The organism is Clostridium sp. TJA020, assembly GCF_058310295.1.
Genome location: NZ_JBZEFC010000002.1, coordinates 284896 through 307794 on the forward strand (window position 1 = coordinate 284896; position 22899 = coordinate 307794).

The following is a 22899-nucleotide window of genomic DNA, read 5'->3' on the forward strand; positions in this document are numbered from 1 at the left end:
TAGTTATGTGGATTTTAATTGTTATAAATTCATACTTTCTAATATCTTTTTAACTACTCTTTTCCCTATCTTATCTTCTTCCATTTGAGATATAGCATCATTTATGTTAACCCATTCAATTCCTTCTACTTCATCTGATTTTTTTATATCACCACTATCATAATCAGCCATAAATGTTATCATAAATAAATCTTTATCTTTAACAAAATCAGAACCTAGATATTTTATATTTTTTATTTTTATTCCTGTTTCCTCAAGAACTTCTCTATAAACGGTATCTTCTGCATACTCATTTTGACCTACATATCCAGATATTAATACTTTTGAATTTTTATATATATAACTTTGTTTTAATAAAAGAATTTCTTTTTCTTTCACTACTCCAACCACTATACAAGGTTTTGGAGTATCAAAATATAATGTATCATCTATTGGACAATAAGGTACATATCCCTCATCCCAACAATTAAACATCTCTAATTCCCTACCACACTTTGGACAAAACTTATATTTCATATATAACTCCCTTTTACTTTATAATTATTACTTTAATTATAAAATACAATATTATGTTTTAGAAGTAAATTTTCTAAAAATTAACTTCAATTCTATTTGTTAATGTTATTGAATCTTTTAAAACATCACATTCATAAACAAATATATCTACTCCATTATCTCTTGCTTCTCTTAAGGCTTTACCAAATTCATTATCTCTTTCATCATTTGGTGCAAAATCTTTCATATTATTCATTTGAAGTAAAAATAACACACCTGCTCCTCTACCACTTTTTTTAACTTCTATTAACTCTAATAAATGCTTTCTTCCCCTTTCTGTTGGCGCATCAGGAAACATTGCATGACCGTCTTCTTCTAATGTAACACCTTTTACCTCTAAATAGTATTCTTCCCCATTATCATTAGATAATTTAAAATCAAATCTACTATTTCCAAAAGTTTTTTCTTTTAAAATATTATTATATCTAATTAATTTCTCTATTTTTTTATTTTGTAAAGCTTCCATAACTACTTTATTTGGTATTTGCGAATCTATACTTATTAACTCATTTCCTTTATATACAGAAATTAAATCATATTTAGTTTTTCTTGTAGGATTATTTTCTTTTCTTAGAAGTACTTTAACTCCTTCTACAAGTAATTCCTTACATCTTCCTGTATTAGGAACATGTACAGTTATCTCCTCCCCCTCAAGCTCTACTAATGCATTAAATCTATTTGGTCTATTTATAAATTTAGCCTCAAGTATTTCTTTATTATATTCCATATTTTATCTCCTTTAAAGTTATTCACATTATCCACAATTTTTATCCACAGCTTTGTGAATACTGTTAACATTTTTCATCAACATAAATTATTTTTCTTAAATAAATTCTAACTAATAATCTTTATTTCTACAACACCCATCATATTGATTATTTTTTTATTTTTTTGGTATATATTGTGGTGTTTTTATACTATATTTTTTATGGAAATTATTCTTTATTTTTACATATTATAAACATAGTTATCCACATTATCAACAACAATTCTTAATAAATCCTTTAAATAAGCCATTTATAGCCTGTTAATTATTATTCTGAATAATTATATTTTTTTGTAGAAAAATATAGTGATATAACTTTTAAGGAGTGATTATTTTGAATACAGGAAATATAATGACATTTTTAGATGAAAATAATAATAAAATTGATTATTCTATTTTAGAACAAAAATTATTATGTGGAACTGAATACGTTGCATTAGCACCTGTTAATTCTCCAAATCAAATAGAAATATTTAAAATTAAATTTGATAAAGATTGGAATGAATCATTAGAGGAAGTATCATCTGAAAAAGAATTATCAATGTATAAACAAATTTCAAAGCTTAAATTTTAAGCAAAAGTACATTTAAATTAAAAAGAATTTCTATAATTTCATAATATAAAGTTATTAATATGTATATTTTTATTAATATACTTAACTTCATAAAGACTTTAATTGAAATATTGAAATTCTTTTTAATAAATATTATTTCTAAAATTATACTTTAAAATTTAGAAAACAAGTAATTAAATTGTATAAAAAATAATATTATGTAATTCAGAATTTTTATTTTATAAATAATTATAAAAATCCTTAACAAATCTTATTAAATTCTTAAGTCTCTTAAAATAATCTTTAAATACACACCAATACGTTGAATTGTCATTAAGCGAATATTATACTATGAATATGAAATTTTTTACAAAATCTATATAACTTTTTGTAATTTAGTTATAATAGGGGGATGTCAATGTGACTAAATCAGAATTTTTATCAATACTTGCAAATGGACTTAAAGAACTTCCTGATAGAAAGCTTGCTGAGATTATTTTTGATTATCAAGAAAATTTTATATCTGGATTTTCTGAAGGAAAAAATGAAGAAGAGATTATAAATGAATTAGGAAATCCATACGATTTAATTGTTCATTATAAAAATCTTTATCTAAAAAATAGTTATAATGAATATACAAAAGACTATTACGAAAATGATTATAATAAATATGTAAAAGACTATAGTGATACTTCAGATAAAACTACATCTACTAATATAAATGATACAGAACAATTTTCTAATGATTTAATTTCAAGTTCTAATATTAGTACTGATACTAAATCAAGTGAAGAATCAAAAAGTAAAAATAATGATTGTAAAAAAGAAACAATAGATCATATTAATTACTCATCTAATTCAAATATTAGAGATACTAATAATACATCTAAAAAATTTTTCTCTAAAAATTTTTCAATCAATATACGTGGAGTAATAAAACTTGCTTTAATTTGTTTTTTGTTCTTATTATGTATCCCAATAATTCTATCTATCGGAGGGCTTGCCTTCGGAATATTTGCTGCAATAATTGCAATACTTATAGCAGCTATAGCTTTTAGTATTGCTTTAAATATAGGTAGTATATCTGTTTTGTTAGGAAAAATGGGATTAGTTATATTAGGAGCAAGTAATACACCAGCATTTATAACTGAATTTCCTACTGCTTCAATAATCATGTTTATAATAGGCTCAATTTCATTAACTTTACTTTTTATAATGCTAACTTATTATTTATTAAAATTTTGCTTATTCTATTCAATTAAATTAGTAAAAAAAATATTTGGTAAGGAGGCTAACTAATATGAAAAAACCTCTTATAAAAAAGAAATATAAAATTGCTTTATTAGTTCTTCTTATAATTTGTATAGCTTCATATATAAGTTCTGTTGCAATACTTTATAATAGTGGTTATAGATTATCAAATTACAAAGAAGATGCCAAAAAATTCTTAGGATTTGATTCTCGATTATTTAATGCAGAAACTTGGTTTGAAAATACTATTGTTACAACCAAACAAGCCAAATACAATATAAATAAAGATATAGATTCTATAAATATAATATCTAATAATTCTGATATAAAAATATATCCTAATAATTCAAATGAACTATTATTAGAATTTTCTATATCAGGTAAAGAAAGTATAGTTAAAGATTTTAATTCTAAAGAAATAAAATTTAATAAAAATGGTGGAACTTTAACCTTTAATACTGAGAACTTAGATTCATCCATAGATTATAATACAATAAATATTTCTATACCTAAGAGCTATAATAAAAATTTAACTATAAAACCAACATCATCTCAAATATCTATAATTAATTTAAATTTAAATAATTTAAACATAAAAGGAGATACTTCATCGGTTGAACTTTCTGATATAAAAGCCACTAATGTTGATGTAGAAACACTTGGTGATATAAGTTGTACAAATTCTAATTTTAAAAACTCTAAAATTAAAAATGACAACGGAAAGATTTATTGTAATGGATATTTTGGAAACTCATCTATAGAATGCTATTCAGGAGAAATTGATTTTTCATTTACTAAACTTGGTTCATATACTAATATTTCAAATACTCATGGAATAATAAATATATATAATAGAGGTAATGTAAGTGATTATTCATTAAATGCAAAAACTCGTAATGGCGAAATAATAGCATTAAATGATAAAGCTTTTGATAAAAAAATATATACAAAAAAATTCGGTAATGGAAAAGATATCTTAAGTATAAAATCAACTGAATCTGGAGTTATAAACATAAATTAAATAGAATAATTATATAATCTTTATATTTTAGTATTAAAAATCACAATATACTTATGGTATATTGTGATTAATTTAAATATTCATATAGTTATTCATCTTAAATTTTAATCTTAACATCTTCTCTTCTTCTTCTGAAATATTCAAATATTTTTTTGCCCAAATATCTTCATTTACTTTTTCAAAGTTCATTATGTCAAATTTATCATCTTCTTTATATCCATACCAATATTCAAGAGAAAAACTACACCAAAATTTTAATATTAAATATTTTTTATTATGAACTAGCATATTAATTTTAAAACATTTTCTTCTTTTTAAATATTCATAAAAATCTATTACATTATCTGCAATATTTTTTTCAAATATGAAGTTATCAAAAAACCTTACTTTAGAACAATTTGAAAATTCTTTTATCTTTATTATATCAACATTTTTTTCAAATAAATATTCTTTTGCATATCTATAAAGATATAAAGTATATAAATCTAACTTCATAAGAACCTCCACTATTTAAATTAATTTATAATGGTCTTATAATAATTTATTAAATTTAAACTTATATTAGAATAATAATCTAATATTTTACTGAATAATTTTTTTAAAATTACTTAAACTATTACTGTATCAAATGGAGGTGTATTTAAATGAAGGATACTATAAAAGATAATATGACCGGAAATGTACCAAAAAATATTAATAAAATAGTTCCAACACCTAAAAGTGATGCACAAGAAATTACTAAAGTTGTTAAACACGGCGGGTTAATAATAGGATATGAACTTCAAAACGGCCACCAAGTTGATAAAAATGCTGCAATTGAAATGGCTAAAAGAGGAGAAATCAAAGGTGTTGGCGTTGGAGTCTCCGCTAAAGGCGAAGAATATCTAAGAAGTTTACCAGATGGAGATGAATCTAACAACCTAAGTAATTTACCTATAATAACTATTCATGCATAACTATAATTTTTAACTACACTAAAGAGGGGTTAACTTATCCCCTCTTTCCTCATGTTTAAACATATTTTTATTTTTAATTTATATTGAACTAAATTTTACTTTATTGAAACAATACCTTCTTATATTTAATACAATTATTCATTACTATTTTGTTATAATAAACTAAGAACTTATATTTAAAACTTATAGAAAGAAGGGAATTATATGATTTCAGAAGAATTAAATAATTCACAAGAATTCATAAATACTGAAGAAAATTCAGAACAAAAAAATAGTACAAGCACTTCTAATAAAATAACAGATTTAGATATTATTAATTTTATTGGAAATAAAAATACTAAGTATTATTTTGAAAAATTTAAAAATAACCACGAAAAATCAAATTTTGCATCATGGAATTGGGCTTCATTTTTCTTAGGAACATATTGGTTATTATATAGAAAGCTTTATAAATGGTTTATTGGAGTATTTTTAATAAAATTATTTGGCGGTATACTAATAGGTACATTCAGTTCTACATTAGCTGCTATTTTTGACTTAATAATTATGATTTTACTTGGAGTTTATGGAAACTGTATTTATGTACATGATAGTAAAAATAAAATTACTTCTCTAAAATCATTCTTTAATAAGTTTGGAGATAGCTCAGAAGCTCTAAAAGAAAATGGAGGAACTAATATTGTAGCTCCTTTAGTTCTATTAGCTGTATGCTTATTATTTGCAATTATGTTTGTATTAGTATTTGCTTCAGTATTTTCTAGCATGTTTATGAATTATCCAATGGGATTAGGATTTTAAAAAAAGGCTACATATATGTAGCCTTTTTTTATCTATATATTGTGCCTGTTAAATTAACATGATCATACTCTTCAATAGGTTTATTATTATAAGTAAAAACTACTCCTCTAATCCAATCACCTTTATAAGATTTTTGTAAAAAACTTTCTGTAAGTGCCGTGTAAGTTGATAATCCTCCATAAGAACCTTGAAACCACTTTTTCACCCATTCATTATTTCCGCTGTCCTTTAAATTTATATAAGCTATATTATTTTTAACTTCTTTTACTTCTATCTTCATTGAATTAAATTTTTTATTTGATAATTCTACAGCTATTTTATTTAAATCTTCTTTTATAGAGTTTGATGAACTTTTAACTTCACCAATAATTATTTTTTTATCGCCTAATTCATCTAAAGAATATAACTTAAATACCTTATTTTGATTCTTCTTAATTTCTTCATACTTCCTTTTTTCTTCTTTTCTTCTCTTTTCTTCTTCTATTCTCTTAACTTCCTCCTTTTTTTTGCTTCTTCTACTTTCTTTTTTTCTTTCTCTAATCTTGCTTTTTCTGCTGCATCTTTTTCCTCTTTAGCTTTTTTTAATTCTTCTTTTCTTTTAGTATCTTCTTTCTCTTTTTCTTCATTGTTATCTTCCTGATTAATTACTTCATTAGAATTTTCAGATATACTTTTATTCACACCAGAACATCCAATTAAAGATATAGATCCAATACAAATAATAAAAGTAATTAAAAACCTTTTCATAAAAATCCCCCTTAATATAACAAAAAATAAATATATTCCTTCAGACTAATTCTATCATCTACTAAATATATTTATTAATTTATTCTATATCAAAGAAAAAAGATACACAAATAATATTATTTATGTATCTAAAAAAATTCAATCTATATAAATAAACAAAATTTAATTAATCTAATATTTCACTAGGACTAAGTCCACCTAATATTGCAGTAAGTACTTCACTATCATTTGTAATTTTCCACGTATCATCTATCTTCTTTAGCTTAACTTTAATATTTGTTGTTTTAAGTGGTGTTTCTTGATTTTCTAAAGCACTTAAAAATGCATCATCGAAATCCCCACCTATTGGATTTCCATATTTATTATTATTATTTAATTGATTTTCATTAAATTGTAATGCTTGTACATTTTGCATATAATTATTATAAATATAATTTCCGTCAAGAGCTGTAACTTCAACATCTGCAATTCCTATACCATTTTTTTCTTCTGTTTTATTTATTTTATATGATATCTTGCTTGCCCAATATTTTATAGCATCTTTTCTTTTATCATTATAACTATCAAATTTATTTATAGACTTGGCTAATAATCCACCATCTTCAACATACTTGTTTGCATTATTTAAATCCAATTCCTTGTATGCTTTAAAAAAGTCATTAACACTATCGTAAATTTTTCTATTAGCACCACATGAAACTAAACTAAATAATAATACAACTATAACTGGAATTGATATTACTTTTTTCACATTAATCCCCTCTTCTTCTGTAATTTATATTTGATTATTTTAAAACTTAATATACACAATAATCTTTTATTATGAATTTAAATAATATATTTATTTCTATAAACTTATATAAATTTATTTGCTTTTATTTCAATTATATCAATATATTAATACTATTATTAACTATATCTATTCTTGTTAACATTAATTTTAATTATTATCTCAACATAGTTTATTTTATTAATTATTTTTATAAAAAAAGACAAGTGATTATAAAAACACTTGTCTTATAAATTATTAAAGTCCACTAACCTTTAAGAAACCTTTTCCTTGAACTTCTTCTATATTTCCTATAGTAAAGAAAGCTTCATTATCTATCTTTTCTATAAAATCTTTTAATTTTTCTAATTCCTTTTTATTTAAAATGGAATAAATTATTTCTTTCTTCTCTTTGCTATAAGCACCTGAACCAGCTAAAGCTGTACATCCTCTCTTTAATTCGTCCATTATAAATTTTGATATTTCTTCATTTTTATTACTTATAATAGTAATTTGCTTTTTCTGATTCATAATAGATAATATTTTATCTATTAATGGTCCATTTATTACAACAGAAAGTAATGCATAAAATCCTTTATCTACCCCAAATGTTATAGCCCCTGATAAAGTTACTAAAAAATCTACACAAAGTAATGCTATACCAATATTAAAAGTAGTGTACTTATTTAATATTTTAGCTAATATATCAGTCCCTCCAGTTGATGCATTTATATTAAATACTATTGAAAGTCCTATAGCAACTATTATAGTTCCTAAAATAGTTGCAAGCATCAAATCATTCGTTAACGCTTGTGGATGTATAAATTTATCCATAAACCATAATATAAAAGATAAGCCAAAACTTGCATAAATAGTTTTAAGTCCAAAATCTCCACCAACTACAATAAATGCCAGTACAAATAAAAATAAATTAACTATAAATGAGAAACTACCAACACTTAAACTAGGTATATAATGAGTTACTACAACAGCCAGTCCACTTACTCCTCCAGCAGCTATACAATTTGGTGCAAAGAAATACTCTATTGCTATTGAAATTAGAAGAACTCCTATAGTTATTATTCCGTATTCTTTTATGTTTTCTTTCACAATTAACATCTCCTAATACAACTTTTATTTTTCTTTTGTTAAACACAATAACTAGAATAACAGAAATTTTATTCATATGATAGAGATTTTTTTGAATAATTATAATTTTTTTTATTATATTTAGTTATTTTTTTGTTATTTTATGCAAAAAATCTAGATAATATTTTAATATTTCTAATATTATCTAGATTTATCAAAATTTCTTTTATGATTCAAAATCCTCTATAATTTCATCTATTTTTTTCATCGCTCTATGTTCAGCATCCATTTTAGTATATTTATCAATTCCTGTCCCATCAACTAATAATTCTTTAAACTTTTTAATTCCTAAAAATTTCATTATATCCTCAAAATATTCAACTCCTTGACTTAATTTTCCTCTTAAAATCCAAGGAATCTCCCCACCTGAAGATTGAACATAAACCATTTTTCTATTTCTATCATCTAATGAACCTTTTATTTTTTCATCTTTAATTTCAATAGTCTTACCAACCTGAACTATACAATCTAAATACTCCTTTAAAGGAGCTGGAAATGATAAGCTCCACATTGGTGCAGCTATTACATACATGTCAGCACTCCTAAATTGATCACATAATTCATTTATTCTATCAACTTCTTTTTTATCATCATCATTTAAATTTTCATATTCTTTATTATCTACTAAACAATTCCTACCTTTAAAATAATTATATTTTAATCTTGGTATATAATCTTCGTACAAATTTATTTCCTCTAATTTATATTGAGGATTTCTTTCTAATATTGTATTTACAAGATGCCTTGCTACTTTTCTGCTAGATGATTCTTCTTCAGGTTTTGAATTCACTATTATGTGTAATAACTTCATATTAAAAACACTCCTAAAATAATAATACTTTAATATTAGTATTGTTTATTTTAAGAGTGTTTATTCTATTGAATTAGTTAATACATTTACAACTTTATCTTTTATTTTATCTATATTTATATTTTCTCCTGGACATAAAGTATCATTGCAATCTCTATGGCCTATTATATTTTCCATATTATATTTTACAACTAAGCTTGATGCTAAGTTTACAAGACTAGTCATCTGGGCTTGTTCTATATTTTCTTTATCATAACTTCCTTCTAAGCATATTCCTATACTTCTACTATTTTCTCCTATAGCATGTGCTCCTTGCATTTTTTCTTCTCTTCCTCTATATATAGTTCCATCTTTTTTTATGTAGTAGTGGTATCCTATACCACCATAACCTTTTTCTATGTGCCAAGAATGTATTTCTTGTGGTTCAACATCAGTTGTAACAGCATGATGTACAACTATTTTATTTGGTACATTATTCTCTATAATGTCTTCATTCCATTTATAATTAACTTCTTCTATATTTAAATTTCTTATTAAATTGTCAATATTTTCTGCTAAAAGGCTGTTCTTAACTTTTCCGTACTTACTATTATTCATCAAAAATGTTGAATATCTACTACTTGATATTTTAGTATAAATAAAAAAACTAAATATTATTAAGGTTAACGCAACAATTGTAAAAGTTCTTCTTCTTCTTTTTTGCATAATTCTTTCATATCTCATCTTTTTTTTATGAAACATCTCAATTTCTCTAAGTTTAGCATAATTTGTATTTGCCATTCCCCATCACCCCTTAAAAACCTTTAAATATCTAAGACATGCTTCATTTTATACCAATATTCTATAAATAAATGTTACCATATTTTGTAAATAAATGCAAACTTTTTGTTCTTTTTATATTATTTATCTGATAAAATATTAAATCAGTAATATAAGGAGGCTAGAAAGTTGAATAATTTATTTATATTTTATTTGTTAATCATTAATATATTGGGCTTTATATTTATGTATATAGATAAAGAAAAAGCTAAAAAGCATAAATGGAGAATATCAGAAAACACATTAATTATTTTATCTTTATTAGGTGGTAGTATTGGAAGTTTTATAGGAATGAATAAATTTAGACACAAAACAAAGCATATTAAATTTAAATATGGTATTCCTTTAATAATTATATTTCAAATAATTTTTATATATTTGATAGTAAATAAATAAAAAAGAACTACTTAGTAGTTCTTTTTTTGTTTATTGTCCACTTACATATTTAAATTCTGATCTTATATTTTTTAAATTACCATAAACAGTTATGTTATCATATATCTCAAATATGTAATCAGGAGAAGGAAATTTTATAAATTCATCTCCTTTATCTATATTTAAAACTTCTATTTCTAAATCTTTAAGATTACTTTCCATTATACTTTTTCCAATCAAACTTGAATCTTTTGCTAAATAAATTTCATATATTCCATATCCCTTTGTATCCGTAATTAAAGTAAAATGCTTAGCATTTAACTTTTCCCATATTTTCGATTTTGATACAGATAACTCAATCTTTGATTCAAACTTTTCAAGTAATGAAGTTTTATGAAAAAAAGCTACTACGATAATAAATATTATAACTACTGTAAAAAATCCAATGCTCGTAACACTATCTGAAAGCATTCTTACAAAAAATGATATAAATGTTGCCGTACTTACATAACTTATTACCATAAGCCAACTTGCAAGTTTTCTTCTTAATGGATTTCTAACTATCATTTCACTTTCCTTTGTAGTAAATCCTGTACTAGTAAGTAAAGATATTACTTGAAATCTTGCTTTTTTTAAAGGCATTCCTGTAAGTCTAAAAAGTACTGAGAAAAAATCTATAACTAAAAGAAATATTGCAAGAAACAATATAAACGTCAAGATTAAAACCATAAACTTCCCCCTTAATTTTTCTTCTGTAAAAAACTAATTTATTAAGAGGACTTTTTAAAAAAAGTCCTCTTAACTTAATTATAAAGCAAATATTACATAAGTGGTGCAAAAACTCTAAATATAGCTGTTAATATTCTGTTATATACTTTAACATGCTTGCAATCTTCTAACGTTATTTCTGTACAAACTTTTAACGTATTTATATAATCTTCTTTTATTGCATTTATAGAACTTGTTTTATATAACCAAACTCCACACTCAAAATGAAGATATAAACTTCTATAATCAAAATTTATAGTTCCAACTGTTCCTACCTTATCATCTGATACAACAGTTTTTGAATGTATAAAACCAGGAGTATATTCATATATCTTAACTCCAGCTTTTATAAGTTGAGGATAATATGCTTTAGTAACAATATGCGCATACCACTTATCTTCTATATGAGGCGTTATTATTCTTACATCCACCCCACTTTTTGCAGCTAAAGTTAATGCCGTAACTAATTCATTATCAATTATCAAGTATGGAGTACATATGTAAACATAATCTTCAGCCTTATTAATTATATTCAAATAAACATTTTCTCCTACAATCTCATCATCTAAAGGGCTATCTGCATATGGCTGAACATATCCATCACTTTCAAATTTAAATTTATCTTTTGGGAATCTAAAATCATTATAATCAATATTTTCACCACTATTGAAACTCCATATTTGTAAAAACATTATAGTTAAATTCCAAACAGCTTCACCTTTTATCATTATTGAAGAATCTTTCCAATGACCAAATCTAACTATTTCATTTATATATTCATCAGCTAAATTTATTCCTCCTGTAAATGCTGTATGTCCATCAATTACAGTTATTTTTCTATGGTCTCTATTATTTAATATTATTGAAAGAAATGGTACAAATGGATTAAATACTTTACACTTTATACCTCTTTTTTCAAGTTCTTCATTATACTTATAAGGAAGTGTAGTTAAGCATCCCATATCATCATATATCATTCTTACATCTACGCCTTGTTTGGCTTTTTCTTCTAAAATATTTAAAATAGTATTCCACATTTTACCTTCATGAACTATAAAATATTCCATAAAAATATATTTTTCTGCTTTTTTTAATTCTTCAACTAATCTTTCATAAAACTTTTCTCCAGGAGATAAATACTCAGTTAACGTATTTTTATATACTGGAGACTCTGCATATTTACTTGTATACTTAGCTTGGTTAGCTATTGATTTATCTTGTTCCTCTAACTCACGAATTATCATTGGATCTTGTATTAGAGCCCCTTTAAATTCATAATATACTCTAATTATTTTTCTTTTAAAATTATTATTAATTTTCTTTCCACCAAATAATAAATAAAACAAACCTCCAAATACAGGAAATAACAAAACAGGTATTGTCCAAGCTAATTTATATGATGGGTTATCTGTTCTACTGACTATGTATATTACTACTAAAACACTTATTATAAAGAAAAATACATACAAGTATACAAATGATTCACTAAGCTTCCATATCCCTATAATCAATATAATTAGTTGTATAAAAATTAATAGTCCAACTATGGCTATTCTACTAAATAAAGAATCAAATATCCTTCTCATTTATTCCTCCTTAAAAAGTTCATTACTCTATAAAGTCCACTACTACTATTTTAATATAAATTCTTTTTTTATTAAATTAAATTTGAAATAAAAAGAACTTAGATTTTACTAAGTTCTAAAAAATTTATTAAAAGTATAATTAATTTATCTACCTATAAGTCTAAGTCCTTGAATAACAAATGATTGATATGTAGGTGATGTATATCTAAATTTAGGTTTACGTTCCTCAACCGCTCTTATATATTTTAAAACTATTGACTCAGTATCTTTTTCTTCTAAAATTTTAAATCGCTCTTGCTCTTTGCACTTAATCTTATTAAATTTATCCTTAAAATATGAATTATTTCTCATCCACACATACTTCTTTTCCATATTAAGTTGATTAAATCCAGTAGCATAAGCTCCAGGCTCTATTAATACAACATCTATATCACAGTTTTCTAACATATTTAGTTCATCTTTTAAAGATTCTGCAATACCTTCTATTGCAAATTTAGTAGCTGAGTAAGGCGAAAAAAATGGCATTGATATTCTACCAACCAATGATGATACAAAAATTATTCTGCCCTTTCCTTTTGTAATCATATTTTGAAGTGCTAATTGAGTTAATTCTAAAACTGAAAATACATTAGTTTCAAAAGTTCTTCTATAGGAGTCAATCGGAACTTCTATTACTGAACCAGTATCTCCAATGGCTGCATTATTTATTAAAACATCAATATCATATTCTAAAACTTTTTTTCTATCTTCAACTGATAATAAATCTAATTTAAAGGCTATTAAATTGTTTTGTAATTCATTATCTCTTGCATATTCGTTAATCCATTTTGCTTCGTCATCATAATGTGTTGTTGCATAAACTCTATGCCCTAATCTTGCTAATTCTATTGAAGCATCTTTACCTATTCCTGTTCCAGCTCCTGTAATTAATATCCTTTTACTCACATTAAACCACTCCTATTTTTACATATATAAGTATTATTTCATTTTAAATTTAATATTAATCACTTTTGCTAAAATATTTATAAATTTTATATATAGGTATTTCCTACTGGAAAAATTATACTAACCTTTGTTCCTTTTCCCTTATCAGACATTAGTGCTATTCCAAGTCCTAATTTATCACAAAGCTTCTTACATAAATATAATCCTATACCTGTTGACTTACCAAATATTCTACCGTTTTCTCCTGTAAATCCCTTTATAAAAACTTTATTTAATTCAGATTTTTCAATTCCAACTCCACTATCTTCAATATTTAAAATTATTTTATTTTTTTCTTTATTGCATTTTATAGAAATTTCTCCTCCACTTAGAGTGTATTTTAATGAATTTCCTAATATTTGATTTATTATGAATTCAATCCACTTTATATCACTAAATATATTTGCTTCTATTTCCCCAATATTTAGTTTAATTTTCTTACTTATAAAATCTCTTGAATTCTTTTTAACACAATACATTACAGCTTCTTTTAATGAAAATTGCTTTACTATATAATCTCTATTAGCTTCATCACTTTTTGAATAATACAAAACTTGTTCTATCATATTATCTATTTTCTTAAGTTCACCTGAAATATTTTTTGTTACTTCATTTTTATTATTTTCTATAATAAGATTTGTTGATGCAATTGGTGTTTTTATTTCATGAACCCACATTTCTATATATTCTCTATATTCATTTTGCATATTTTTATAAACATTTATATGCTCATGCATATCTTTATTAGCTTCTTTTAATGCATTATAAACTATTTGTCCTTCTAAAAACTCAGGCTTATTTATTATTTCAGCTAACAAATATTTTTGATCTAATTCATTGCTTAATTCTATTATTTCACTATAAAATCTTTTTTCTCTTAAAAATTGAAATATTATATAAATAAATAAAGGCATAAACCATATACAAAATATAACAAATATTATTCCATTTCCAAATTTTAAAAAATTCATTAATATAGACATTAATATAAATAATCCTAAATTTATTATTAAAAATATACTTTTATCTTTTAAATAACTTAATAAACTCATGGCATTATATACCCAAGTCCCCTCCTAGTTTCTATTATATCTTTAACTCCTACTTCTTGAAGTTTTTTTCTTATTCTAGTTACATTAACTGATAATGTATTATCGTCTACATAATAATCAGAATTCCATAAATATTCCATTAAATCATCTCTACTTACAATTTCACCTTTTCTCTCCATTAAATATGATAATATCTTTATTTCATTTTTTGTAAGTTCTAATGTATTACCATCTTCTAGAATAATTATTCCTTTTGATAAGTCTAATTTTAAATTTTTATATGTAAGTATATTGGAATCATTTTTTACTCCATTTACTCTTCTAAGAATTGCTTCTATTCTTGCTAAAAGTATTTGAGTGTTATAAGGCTTTGTTATAAAATCATCAGCACCCAAATTCATACTCATAATTTCATCCATATCACTATCCCTACTTGTTACTATTATTATTGGAACAGATGATTTTTTTCTAATTTCTCTACATATATGATATCCATCATAATAAGGTAAATTTATATCTAATAATATTAAATCTAAATTAGTTTTTAAAACATCTTCTATTACATTTTCAAAATCAGTAAGTAATGTAGTTTTATATCCATACTTTGAAAGAAGCTTCCCAAGTTCTTCTCTTATAATTTCTGTATCTTCTATTATCCCAATATTAAACATAAAAAACCTCCTATCCCTTCATTTAAACATATTTATAAAATATACTTTATTTTAAATAGCATTATATATTATTCTAAGTCAATTTACATAATATTCAATAAAATATTTGAACTTATAAAAATAGAGCTACTACAATAGCCCTATTTTTATTTAATTAAATCTTTTTAACTATATTTTTATAACCAAAATATGTCGCAATAAAATATCCACTATATACTATTATTATAAATACCATAGTTAATAACGAAGATGATATTATACTTGGCTTTCCATATAATGCTATAAATGAATTAGTAACCTTTATAGCAACTACTGAATGAACTATAGCAAGTGCTAATGGAAGCATAAAATATGATAATGTTTGAATAAATATTGTTTTGTTTATCATTTTTTCTGGTGCTCCAATTCTTCTTAATGAATTATATCTTTCAGCACTATCACTAGCTTCTGATAATTGTTGAAGAGCAAGCACTGCTGCACTTGATATTAAGAAAATTATTCCCAAATATAATGCAATATATAGTATTAATGCAGTTGAAGCATTCATAACTTCTAATATTTCTATCTTAGTTGTTAGTCGTAAAAAAGTACCATTAAAATCATTATTATTTTTAAAGAATTCAGTATAATATTGTTGCGATTTATCTTTATCATTTCCATATTGTATATCTAAGAAAGATTGATTAATTTCTAATCCATTTACAACACTATCTGGAACTATAATATTAAATAGAACTTCTGCCGCTGATTGAGTAGATATAGGATTTTCTATTAATTTATTATCTTCTAATGTATATTTCTTATTTTCTATTTGTATTTCACTTGATTTTTTTATAAATTTTTCTATTGTAGGTCTCATTTGTTCCATATTAGATTGTATTAAAAACTTATTTTCATCTAACTTTAAAGGTTTTTCTCCATTTAATGCCCTTAATTCATTAAACTCTGATAATGGAATAGCCTTTATATTTCCCATATGCCCATTCTCAATGGTTTCTTTTATATTTCCATTTGCATATTCTCCCAATAGACTATTAAAACTTACTTTTGTATCATAAAGGTTTATGTAAGCATACTTATCTCCACTTATAATTTTAAACTTAGTTTTATCTAATATATTTTTAATTGAATCTTTTTTATTTTTATCAAAATATGCAGTAACTGAAGCATCATATTTAGCAATATTATCAATATTTTGTTTCTTAAAACCTACACCTGTTGATAATATACTAATAGTTAAAAATAACATTAAACAAATAACTGCCATTGATATAAAATTTGTGTTTATCTTGCTATTCATTTGTCTTAAAGTAAATATATTTAATTTTTTCAAATATATTTTTTTATTTTTTTTAATTATAACTATTAAAAAGCTTGTTAAGCCATAGAAAAATAATACTGTTCCTACTATTCCTAAAAGTATTGATATTTTAAATTCAGGTTTGGTAAAATCTAATCCAATTTTAAGTATTAATTTATAAGCAAATACTATCATAACTATTGAAATTATAAAAAGAATTCCTGCAATAAAAGGGTTCTTAATTTTGTTCTTTTCTCCCTTTTTATGAGCATTAAATAAATCAATAAGCTTATATTTTGAAATATTAAATGTATTAAATATCATAACTATTAAAAATATAACACCAAAATATATTATTGTTTTTATTATTGAATTTACAGATACTATAAATTGGTATTTTATTATATTTACTTCAAATAATTTTGAAGTAATAATCGCTAAAAGCTGTGATATTACCATACCTGCAATAAGTCCAATAATTAATGAACCTATACCTATTAACAGTTCTTCTATAACTAAAAGTTTTGACATTTTTCCTTTGCTCATTCCAAGAGACATATAAAGACCTAATTCTTTTTTTCTTCTTTTTATAAGAAAGTTATTCGCATATATAATAAGTCCACCAAGTATTACTGATACAAATATTGATATGTATGACATTCCATTTGACATAAGCTCTAAATATTGTTTGTTAATACCCATCATGTCTTTTTGGGCATCAATTGAATTAAAACTATAAAATATACATACCACAAATGTTAATGTTAGAAAATATATAGTATAATCTTTAAAACTTTTCTTTACATTATTTATTGCTAACTTAAAATACATTAGTTTCCCCCCCTAGAAGAGTAACAACTTCAATTATTTTATCAAAGAATTCTTTTCTAGAATTATTTCCTTTTGTTACTTCATTGAATATTTTCCCATCCTTTATAAATAAAATTCTATCTGCATAACTTGCTGTGAATGGATCGTGGGTTACCATAAGTATTGTTGCTTTTAATTCTTTATTTATCTTTTCAAAACTTTCTAGTAATTGTCTTGCTGATTTTGAATCAAGTGCTCCTGTTGGTTCATCAGCTAATATTAATGTAGGATCAGTAACAATTGCCCTAGCTGATGCAACTCTTTGTTTTTGACCTCCTGATACTTGATATGGATATTTTGATAAAAGTGTCTCTATTCCTAATTTTTTTGATACATCTTTAACTAAATTATCTATTTCTTTAGGTTTTCTGCCTTGTATTGTTAAGGCTAACGCAATATTTTCATAAACAGTTAGTGTATCTAATAAATTATAATCTTGAAATATAAATCCTAGCTTATCTCTTCTGAATTCTTCCAATTTCTTTCCTTTTAATCTTGTTTCATCTTCCCCATCTAAAAGTATTTTACCTGTAGTTACTGTATCTATTGTTGAAATACAATTTAATAGTGTTGTTTTACCACTTCCTGATGCTCCCATTATTCCAACAAATTCTCCTTCTGTAACATCAAAACTTATTCCATCTAATGCTTTTGTAACGTTATCTTTATTTCCATAATATTTTTCTATATTTTTAACTTCTAATATATTTTTCATCAGTATGCCCTCCTTGAAATTATCTTATGTGTATATATTAACTTCTTTACATATAATCTCATATTTATTTATATTTCATTTAACTTACATTTTCGTAAGACAAAATTTGTAAACATTTAAATAATTAAATAAATTTAACCCCTTTTTTATATTTAAATATGTATAATCTTATTATAACAATTTACAAATTTATTATTTGAGGTGATATAATGCAAAAAACAAAAGTAATAGCTACTTTAAACAAATCTAATTTTAATAAAGAAAGCTTAAAGACATTAATTAATCATGGTATGAACGTAGCAAGAATAAACTTATTGCATTATTCATATGATGAAGCAAAACTTGCTGTTAAGCTTTTAAGGGAAGTTGACGAAGAATTAAATACAATTACAGCAATTCTTATAAATATTAAAGACAATAAAATTAGAACTAACTCTTTTATAAATAGTGGCTTTGCTCTAAAGAAAGGTCAAAATTTTTCTTTCTTATGTGGTAGTGAAATTATTGGAGATGATACTAGGTGCTCCATATCAAACTCATATCTACATAAAATTTTATCTCCTTCTGATAAACTATTTATAGATAATGGTCTTATTCAATTTGAAGTTATTGAAATTCAAGGACGTGAAATTAAATGCAAGGTTATAGTTCCAGGATTTATATCTGCAAATAAACAATTAAATTGCTCTAAAATAAAAGAACAAAAACCTCTAATTACAACTTTAATGGAAAAAGATATTGAATTTGCTTGTAATATTGGTGCTGATTTTATTTCTGTATCTTCTGTAAGAACTAAAAGTGATATATTACTATATTTTGATAAAATATTAGAATATAGAAAAAGCTCAATGACTCAATTATTATGTAATGTTGAAAATATTGATTGTATCAACAATATTGATGATATACTAAGTTTTTGTGATGGGGTTATTATTTGTAGAAATGAAATGGGTATAACTATTAAATACGAAGAAATACCAGCAATTCAAAAAAATATAATAAATAAATGTATTAAAAATAATAAAATATCTATAGTTGCTAATCAAATATTAAGTTCAATGATTACATTTAATAAACCTAATCGTTCTGAAATAAGCGATATATTCACAATAATATCTGATAATGCTGATGGAGTTATGCTTACAAGATCAACATCTATAGGTAATAATCCAATTGAAGTATTAGATACATTATGCAAATTATTAAAAGATGGAGAAAACAAATTAGAAATTAAAAATAAAATATTAGAAGAATGTATAAATAAAACCTTAGGATATGATGATATAATGTATTCTTCTATAGTCAATATGGCTAATAACTTTCCAACTAAAGCTATATTAATAAATACTTTAGATGGTAAAATGATTAAATCTATATCAAAATACAGACCTAAAGCTAATATAATTGCAATAACACCTAATAAGGAGGTTGCTAGAAGTTTATTATTGCAATACGGTGTAACACCTTTTGTATATAATGATTTTATAAGCGATAATAAATTTTTAGATGATTGTAGAAATTTTGTATTAAAAAATAAAATTGCAAATAGATTGGATACTATTATAGTACTTACTTCTAATAGAGATTCATCATTTAAAGATAATACTTTAAAAATAATGACAGTATAAAATTAAATTTCTTCACATAAAAAGAAAGAGCATATTGCTTAATTAAGATTTACTTAATCAAACAATATGTTCTTTTATTTTATTGGTGTAGTCTTATTTATGTAATTCTTTTTCTTTTATTTTGTTAGCCATTTTTTCTTGTTCTTTTCTTAATTCATTTGTTTTTGTTTTTTCTTTTTCAATGACAACTTCATCATATCTTTTTTGACTCATAATTATCATCCCTCTCAACATCTTGTCCAAATCTTATCTTAATATTAACATCTATTATAAATGAGGTAAAATATCCTTTAGTTAATATTATCTTTTATTTGTTTATTTTTCTTATTAAAGTTAGTTTAAATAAAAAAATATATATTTAATGTTCTAATATCTAATGTATTCTTGCTTTTAATATATATTATTATTTATTTTACATATTATTAAAGTTATTAACTTAAGTTTATATATAAAATACTATAAAAGTTTTCATAAAAAATAAGGTATTTACTCAATTAAATTGAAGTAAATACCTTAGTATATAAATATTGCTTTATGGGCTTATATTACTTACATTTTTCAAATGTATTTCTTATTACATTACTACTATTAAAAAATTTAAGTGGATTAGATTCATTAACTATATTTATTTTTATCACAGGATTATTATTACCTATCTTTTTCCCGTTTAAAGTTACATTACCATCACCTGACATACCAATTTCAAAAGCATCTTTATTCAAAGAAATAACTTGATTATCTACTGTTAAAGATTTTATGTTATAACCTTGACAATCACCTTCATTAAATTTATATGTTCCCCTTGTAATATTATTAATAGTAAACTTCTCATTGTTATAAATATCAACATTCCAATTTTGATTAGTAAATTCTACAGGAATATTGCCATTATAATTTTGAGACATATTAAATGAAAATAGTTGATCTGAATCTATACTTTTTCCAGTTGAATCAATAACATTTTTTAATATTTCTACTTTTGGTTTAATAACTTTAACCTTGGCAGTACTTTTTAAATTTAAACTTGGTATATCCTTATTAGTTATTTCTAAAGTATAATTAGTATCTTCTTTCATAACTATACTATCATTTTTATTAAATCCATCACCTAATTTTTCATTCTTTCCTACATTATCTAATAATATTTCTTTACCTTTATTATCTGTCCACTTATATACATATCCATTTTCTTGACCATATGGTATATTTAAATCCTTTATTAAATCTTTTAATCTTATTTTATCTCCATATAATACTGTTTTATCTTGTAAACTCAATTTATATAAATAAGGAACATTTACTTTAGGTATTGGAAATTCTTCTATAGTTTTTTTATTATCAGTGGGATTTATATATTCTATTGTTGCCTTTTCATTAGTATTAATTGAACCATCTTTATTCATATAATCACTATTAGCTTCTACATTTCCAAGATAAGTATCCTTAGCCTTAATCCTAAATGAAAAAGTTTGGTTTTGTTTTGTTATTACTTGATTATCCCAAGTGACAGTATTTCCATCTATCTTTCCGCCTTTTGTCACACTACCTTCAACTATTTTAAAATTATCTGGAACTACATCTCTTATTGTTACATTATCTATAGAATTTATAATTTTTTTATAAATTTTATCATAAACCTTATCAATATCATTAGGACTATTTATATAAATTACTCCATTTTTACTCTCAGGTTCTATTTCTTTATTATAATTTTGTATTCCAGACAAGAATTTGTCTGACATATTTTTATAATATCCATCAAAACCTAACGTAGAACTTTTAAATCCTAAAGATATAAACCTAGTATTTTTATTTTCTTTTTCTATTTCTTTATAAGTATTTATAGTTTGATTAATAACATTCAAGCTAATATAATTTTGGTTATTTTCACCTACATAATTTAAGCTATAGTTAGGTAATCCGTCTGTAAAAAATATAACGTATTTTCCCCTATTGTCATTCTTAACTTTCTGTAGTTGTATTTCAACTTTATCTAAAGCTGCTTCTGCATTAGTAACTCCTTCAGAGGTAATACTATTTATTTTTTGTGTTACATAATTTTTATTTGAAGTAAAATCTACTAATAAATCTGAATCGGATTTAATACCAGACATAACCTTATAACCAATATATATATATTGAGGAAAGTGTAAGCTTTGGGTATATATTTTTCTTAACAATAATTTCTTTTCATTTTTTAATCCTTTATTTATATATCCATAACAATAATATTCATTTGAGTCATCATCATGTATAGTTACTACTTCTTCTTTATTGTCATTATAATATTTTAAATACCCTTTATATTCATTATATGAAACTTTTTTTAACCCCTTAATTTCTCTATCATTTTCATAAGTTCCTGAAAATGTTATTACAGATATTTTATTATTTTTATCCGAAAGCAACTTTTTTGAAAAGTTAATTGCAGCCTCTTTTAAGTTATCTTCTGCTTTATTAGATTTCATACTTCCTGACTTATCCAAAACTAATATTACATCTTTAGGATTTGATTTTGTTGCTCCATTAAATGAAGCATTTAAATTTATAGTATATTCTCTATCTTTTAATTGTTTTTGTTTATCCCCTTTGTGATAATATTCTGCTGTTTTACTTATAGTAAATAAACTTTTATTATTTGCTGTTTCTCTATTATCTGCGTTAACACTCAATGGAGTAATATTAAAAGTAAAAAAAGTGAATATTACTGTCATTGCTAAAATAACTTTAGATTTTTTTCTTTTATTATTCATTA

The 22899-nt window shown here is 23.6% G+C and carries 24 protein-coding genes; 7 read left to right on the forward strand and 17 right to left on the reverse strand.

What is annotated here, in order from left to right:
- Nucleotides 1–21: 21 nt before the first annotated feature.
- Both AC4FQ1_RS05220 and sfsA read right to left on the reverse strand, forming a co-directional pair.
- Entirely contained in the window at nucleotides 22–516 is a 495-nt protein-coding gene (locus AC4FQ1_RS05220) for an NAD(+) diphosphatase (RefSeq protein WP_303128936.1), read from the reverse strand.
- Between the two features lie 73 nt (nucleotides 517–589).
- The gene (gene sfsA / locus AC4FQ1_RS05225; protein WP_491169134.1) at nucleotides 590–1282 is read right to left on the reverse strand and encodes a DNA/RNA nuclease SfsA; all 693 of its coding nucleotides are present in this window, start codon (nucleotides 1280–1282) and stop codon (nucleotides 590–592) included.
- 373 nt (nucleotides 1283–1655) lie between these two features.
- Between sfsA and AC4FQ1_RS05230 the strand changes: the two genes are divergently transcribed.
- From AC4FQ1_RS05230 to AC4FQ1_RS05240, 3 genes are all read left to right on the forward strand, one after another.
- Complete coding sequence (locus AC4FQ1_RS05230) at nucleotides 1656–1895, forward strand: DUF1292 domain-containing protein (RefSeq protein WP_491169135.1); 240 nt, start codon at nucleotides 1656–1658, stop codon at nucleotides 1893–1895.
- 399 nt (nucleotides 1896–2294) lie between these two features.
- A complete protein-coding gene (locus AC4FQ1_RS05235; RefSeq protein WP_491169136.1) occupies nucleotides 2295–3173 on the forward strand; it encodes a DUF1700 domain-containing protein in 879 nt (292 codons plus the stop codon).
- A 1-nt stretch (nucleotide 3174) separates the two neighbouring features.
- The gene (locus tag AC4FQ1_RS05240) at nucleotides 3175–4146 is read left to right on the forward strand and encodes a DUF4097 family beta strand repeat-containing protein (protein WP_491169137.1); all 972 of its coding nucleotides are present in this window, start codon (nucleotides 3175–3177) and stop codon (nucleotides 4144–4146) included.
- 72 nt (nucleotides 4147–4218) lie between these two features.
- On the opposite strand, the gene AC4FQ1_RS05245 is transcribed toward AC4FQ1_RS05240, so the two are convergent.
- Nucleotides 4219–4641 (reverse strand): hypothetical protein, encoded by a 423-nt coding sequence (locus tag AC4FQ1_RS05245; RefSeq protein WP_303128945.1) that lies wholly within the window; start codon nucleotides 4639–4641, stop codon nucleotides 4219–4221.
- Between the two features lie 149 nt (nucleotides 4642–4790).
- Here AC4FQ1_RS05245 and AC4FQ1_RS05250 point away from each other — a divergent pair, with 149 nt between their 5' ends.
- Together AC4FQ1_RS05250 and AC4FQ1_RS05255 are read left to right on the forward strand one after the other, a co-directional pair.
- On the forward strand, nucleotides 4791–5102 hold the full coding sequence (locus AC4FQ1_RS05250; RefSeq protein WP_303128946.1) for a DUF3892 domain-containing protein: 312 nt from the start codon (nucleotides 4791–4793) through the stop codon (nucleotides 5100–5102).
- Nucleotides 5103–5306: 204 nt separating this feature from the next.
- Nucleotides 5307–5900 (forward strand): DUF2628 domain-containing protein, encoded by a 594-nt coding sequence (locus AC4FQ1_RS05255; RefSeq protein ID WP_303128947.1) that lies wholly within the window; start codon nucleotides 5307–5309, stop codon nucleotides 5898–5900.
- Between the two features lie 28 nt (nucleotides 5901–5928).
- Here the strand turns inward: AC4FQ1_RS05255 and AC4FQ1_RS05260 are convergent, their stop codons facing one another.
- The 6 genes from AC4FQ1_RS05260 to AC4FQ1_RS05285 all read right to left on the reverse strand — a co-directional run bounded on the left by AC4FQ1_RS05260 (nucleotide 5929) and on the right by AC4FQ1_RS05285 (nucleotide 10156).
- The gene (locus AC4FQ1_RS05260; RefSeq protein ID WP_491169138.1) at nucleotides 5929–6180 is read right to left on the reverse strand and encodes a hypothetical protein; all 252 of its coding nucleotides are present in this window, start codon (nucleotides 6178–6180) and stop codon (nucleotides 5929–5931) included.
- 200 nt (nucleotides 6181–6380) lie between these two features.
- Nucleotides 6381–6647: a hypothetical protein gene (locus AC4FQ1_RS05265; RefSeq protein WP_491169139.1), complete on the reverse strand. Its 267-nt coding sequence runs from the start codon at nucleotides 6645–6647 to the stop codon at nucleotides 6381–6383.
- Between the two features lie 166 nt (nucleotides 6648–6813).
- A complete protein-coding gene (locus AC4FQ1_RS05270) occupies nucleotides 6814–7398 on the reverse strand; it encodes a hypothetical protein (RefSeq protein WP_491148549.1) in 585 nt (194 codons plus the stop codon).
- A gap of 276 nt (nucleotides 7399–7674) precedes the next feature.
- A complete protein-coding gene (locus AC4FQ1_RS05275; protein ID WP_491169140.1) occupies nucleotides 7675–8535 on the reverse strand; it encodes a YitT family protein in 861 nt (286 codons plus the stop codon).
- Nucleotides 8536–8731: 196 nt separating this feature from the next.
- Nucleotides 8732–9376: an FMN-dependent NADH-azoreductase gene (locus AC4FQ1_RS05280; protein ID WP_491169141.1), complete on the reverse strand. Its 645-nt coding sequence runs from the start codon at nucleotides 9374–9376 to the stop codon at nucleotides 8732–8734.
- Between the two features lie 60 nt (nucleotides 9377–9436).
- Entirely contained in the window at nucleotides 9437–10156 is a 720-nt protein-coding gene (locus AC4FQ1_RS05285; protein ID WP_491169142.1) for an N-acetylmuramoyl-L-alanine amidase, read from the reverse strand.
- Between the two features lie 168 nt (nucleotides 10157–10324).
- Here AC4FQ1_RS05285 and AC4FQ1_RS05290 point away from each other — a divergent pair, with 168 nt between their 5' ends.
- Entirely contained in the window at nucleotides 10325–10591 is a 267-nt protein-coding gene (locus AC4FQ1_RS05290; protein WP_303128956.1) for a DUF1294 domain-containing protein, read from the forward strand.
- Between the two features lie 30 nt (nucleotides 10592–10621).
- Here the strand turns inward: AC4FQ1_RS05290 and AC4FQ1_RS05295 are convergent, their stop codons facing one another.
- The 7 genes from AC4FQ1_RS05295 to AC4FQ1_RS05325 all read right to left on the reverse strand — a co-directional run bounded on the left by AC4FQ1_RS05295 (nucleotide 10622) and on the right by AC4FQ1_RS05325 (nucleotide 18516).
- On the reverse strand, nucleotides 10622–11299 hold the full coding sequence (locus AC4FQ1_RS05295) for a cation:proton antiporter regulatory subunit (protein WP_303128957.1): 678 nt from the start codon (nucleotides 11297–11299) through the stop codon (nucleotides 10622–10624).
- 92 nt (nucleotides 11300–11391) lie between these two features.
- On the reverse strand, nucleotides 11392–12924 hold the full coding sequence (gene cls / locus AC4FQ1_RS05300) for a cardiolipin synthase (protein ID WP_303128961.1): 1533 nt from the start codon (nucleotides 12922–12924) through the stop codon (nucleotides 11392–11394).
- A 144-nt stretch (nucleotides 12925–13068) separates the two neighbouring features.
- Nucleotides 13069–13869, reverse strand: coding sequence for an SDR family NAD(P)-dependent oxidoreductase (locus AC4FQ1_RS05305; protein WP_491148560.1), 801 nt, complete (start codon nucleotides 13867–13869; stop codon nucleotides 13069–13071).
- Between the two features lie 86 nt (nucleotides 13870–13955).
- Nucleotides 13956–14960 (reverse strand): sensor histidine kinase, encoded by a 1005-nt coding sequence (locus AC4FQ1_RS05310; protein ID WP_303128964.1) that lies wholly within the window; start codon nucleotides 14958–14960, stop codon nucleotides 13956–13958.
- The gene (locus AC4FQ1_RS05315) at nucleotides 14957–15631 is read right to left on the reverse strand and encodes a response regulator transcription factor (protein ID WP_491169143.1); all 675 of its coding nucleotides are present in this window, start codon (nucleotides 15629–15631) and stop codon (nucleotides 14957–14959) included. Before AC4FQ1_RS05315 ends, AC4FQ1_RS05310 begins: the two co-directional genes overlap by 4 nt.
- A 154-nt stretch (nucleotides 15632–15785) precedes the next feature.
- Nucleotides 15786–17762: an FtsX-like permease family protein gene (locus AC4FQ1_RS05320; protein WP_491169144.1), complete on the reverse strand. Its 1977-nt coding sequence runs from the start codon at nucleotides 17760–17762 to the stop codon at nucleotides 15786–15788.
- Nucleotides 17752–18516, reverse strand: a complete 765-nt coding sequence (locus tag AC4FQ1_RS05325) for an ABC transporter ATP-binding protein (RefSeq protein ID WP_303128969.1) — start codon at nucleotides 18514–18516, stop codon at nucleotides 17752–17754. The genes AC4FQ1_RS05320 and AC4FQ1_RS05325 overlap by 11 nt, the downstream gene beginning before the upstream one ends.
- A gap of 209 nt (nucleotides 18517–18725) precedes the next feature.
- Here AC4FQ1_RS05325 and pyk point away from each other — a divergent pair, with 209 nt between their 5' ends.
- On the forward strand, nucleotides 18726–20144 hold the full coding sequence (pyk, locus tag AC4FQ1_RS05330) for a pyruvate kinase (RefSeq protein WP_491169145.1): 1419 nt from the start codon (nucleotides 18726–18728) through the stop codon (nucleotides 20142–20144).
- Nucleotides 20145–20689: 545 nt separating this feature from the next.
- Here the strand turns inward: pyk and AC4FQ1_RS05335 are convergent.
- Entirely contained in the window at nucleotides 20690–22897 is a 2208-nt protein-coding gene (locus AC4FQ1_RS05335; protein WP_491169146.1) for a vWA domain-containing protein, read from the reverse strand.
- Nucleotides 22898–22899 lie beyond the last annotated feature (2 nt).

Coding starts and splice junctions, on each gene's coding strand:
- AC4FQ1_RS05220 (WP_303128936.1), bottom strand. CDS start 516: ATGAAATATAAGTTTTGTCCAAAGTGTGGTAGGGAATTAGAGATGTTT.
- sfsA (WP_491169134.1), bottom strand. CDS start 1,282: ATGGAATATAATAAAGAAATACTTGAGGCTAAATTTATAAATAGACCA.
- AC4FQ1_RS05240 (WP_491169137.1), top strand. CDS start 3,175: ATGAAAAAACCTCTTATAAAAAAGAAATATAAAATTGCTTTATTAGTT.
- AC4FQ1_RS05245 (WP_303128945.1), bottom strand. CDS start 4,641: ATGAAGTTAGATTTATATACTTTATATCTTTATAGATATGCAAAAGAA.
- AC4FQ1_RS05250 (WP_303128946.1), top strand. CDS start 4,791: ATGAAGGATACTATAAAAGATAATATGACCGGAAATGTACCAAAAAAT.
- AC4FQ1_RS05255 (WP_303128947.1), top strand. CDS start 5,307: ATGATTTCAGAAGAATTAAATAATTCACAAGAATTCATAAATACTGAA.
- AC4FQ1_RS05260 (WP_491169138.1), bottom strand. CDS start 6,180: ATGAAGATAGAAGTAAAAGAAGTTAAAAATAATATAGCTTATATAAAT.
- AC4FQ1_RS05265 (WP_491169139.1), bottom strand. CDS start 6,647: ATGAAAAGGTTTTTAATTACTTTTATTATTTGTATTGGATCTATATCT.
- AC4FQ1_RS05275 (WP_491169140.1), bottom strand. CDS start 8,535: ATGTTAATTGTGAAAGAAAACATAAAAGAATACGGAATAATAACTATA.
- AC4FQ1_RS05280 (WP_491169141.1), bottom strand. CDS start 9,376: ATGAAGTTATTACACATAATAGTGAATTCAAAACCTGAAGAAGAATCA.
- AC4FQ1_RS05285 (WP_491169142.1), bottom strand. CDS start 10,156: ATGGCAAATACAAATTATGCTAAACTTAGAGAAATTGAGATGTTTCAT.
- AC4FQ1_RS05295 (WP_303128957.1), bottom strand. CDS start 11,299: ATGGTTTTAATCTTGACGTTTATATTGTTTCTTGCAATATTTCTTTTA.
- cls (WP_303128961.1), bottom strand. CDS start 12,924: ATGAGAAGGATATTTGATTCTTTATTTAGTAGAATAGCCATAGTTGGA.
- AC4FQ1_RS05310 (WP_303128964.1), bottom strand. CDS start 14,960: ATGAGTTTATTAAGTTATTTAAAAGATAAAAGTATATTTTTAATAATA.
- AC4FQ1_RS05315 (WP_491169143.1), bottom strand. CDS start 15,631: ATGTTTAATATTGGGATAATAGAAGATACAGAAATTATAAGAGAAGAA.
- AC4FQ1_RS05320 (WP_491169144.1), bottom strand. CDS start 17,762: ATGTATTTTAAGTTAGCAATAAATAATGTAAAGAAAAGTTTTAAAGAT.
- AC4FQ1_RS05325 (WP_303128969.1), bottom strand. CDS start 18,516: ATGAAAAATATATTAGAAGTTAAAAATATAGAAAAATATTATGGAAAT.
- pyk (WP_491169145.1), top strand. CDS start 18,726: ATGCAAAAAACAAAAGTAATAGCTACTTTAAACAAATCTAATTTTAAT.
- AC4FQ1_RS05335 (WP_491169146.1), bottom strand. CDS start 22,897: ATGAATAATAAAAGAAAAAAATCTAAAGTTATTTTAGCAATGACAGTA.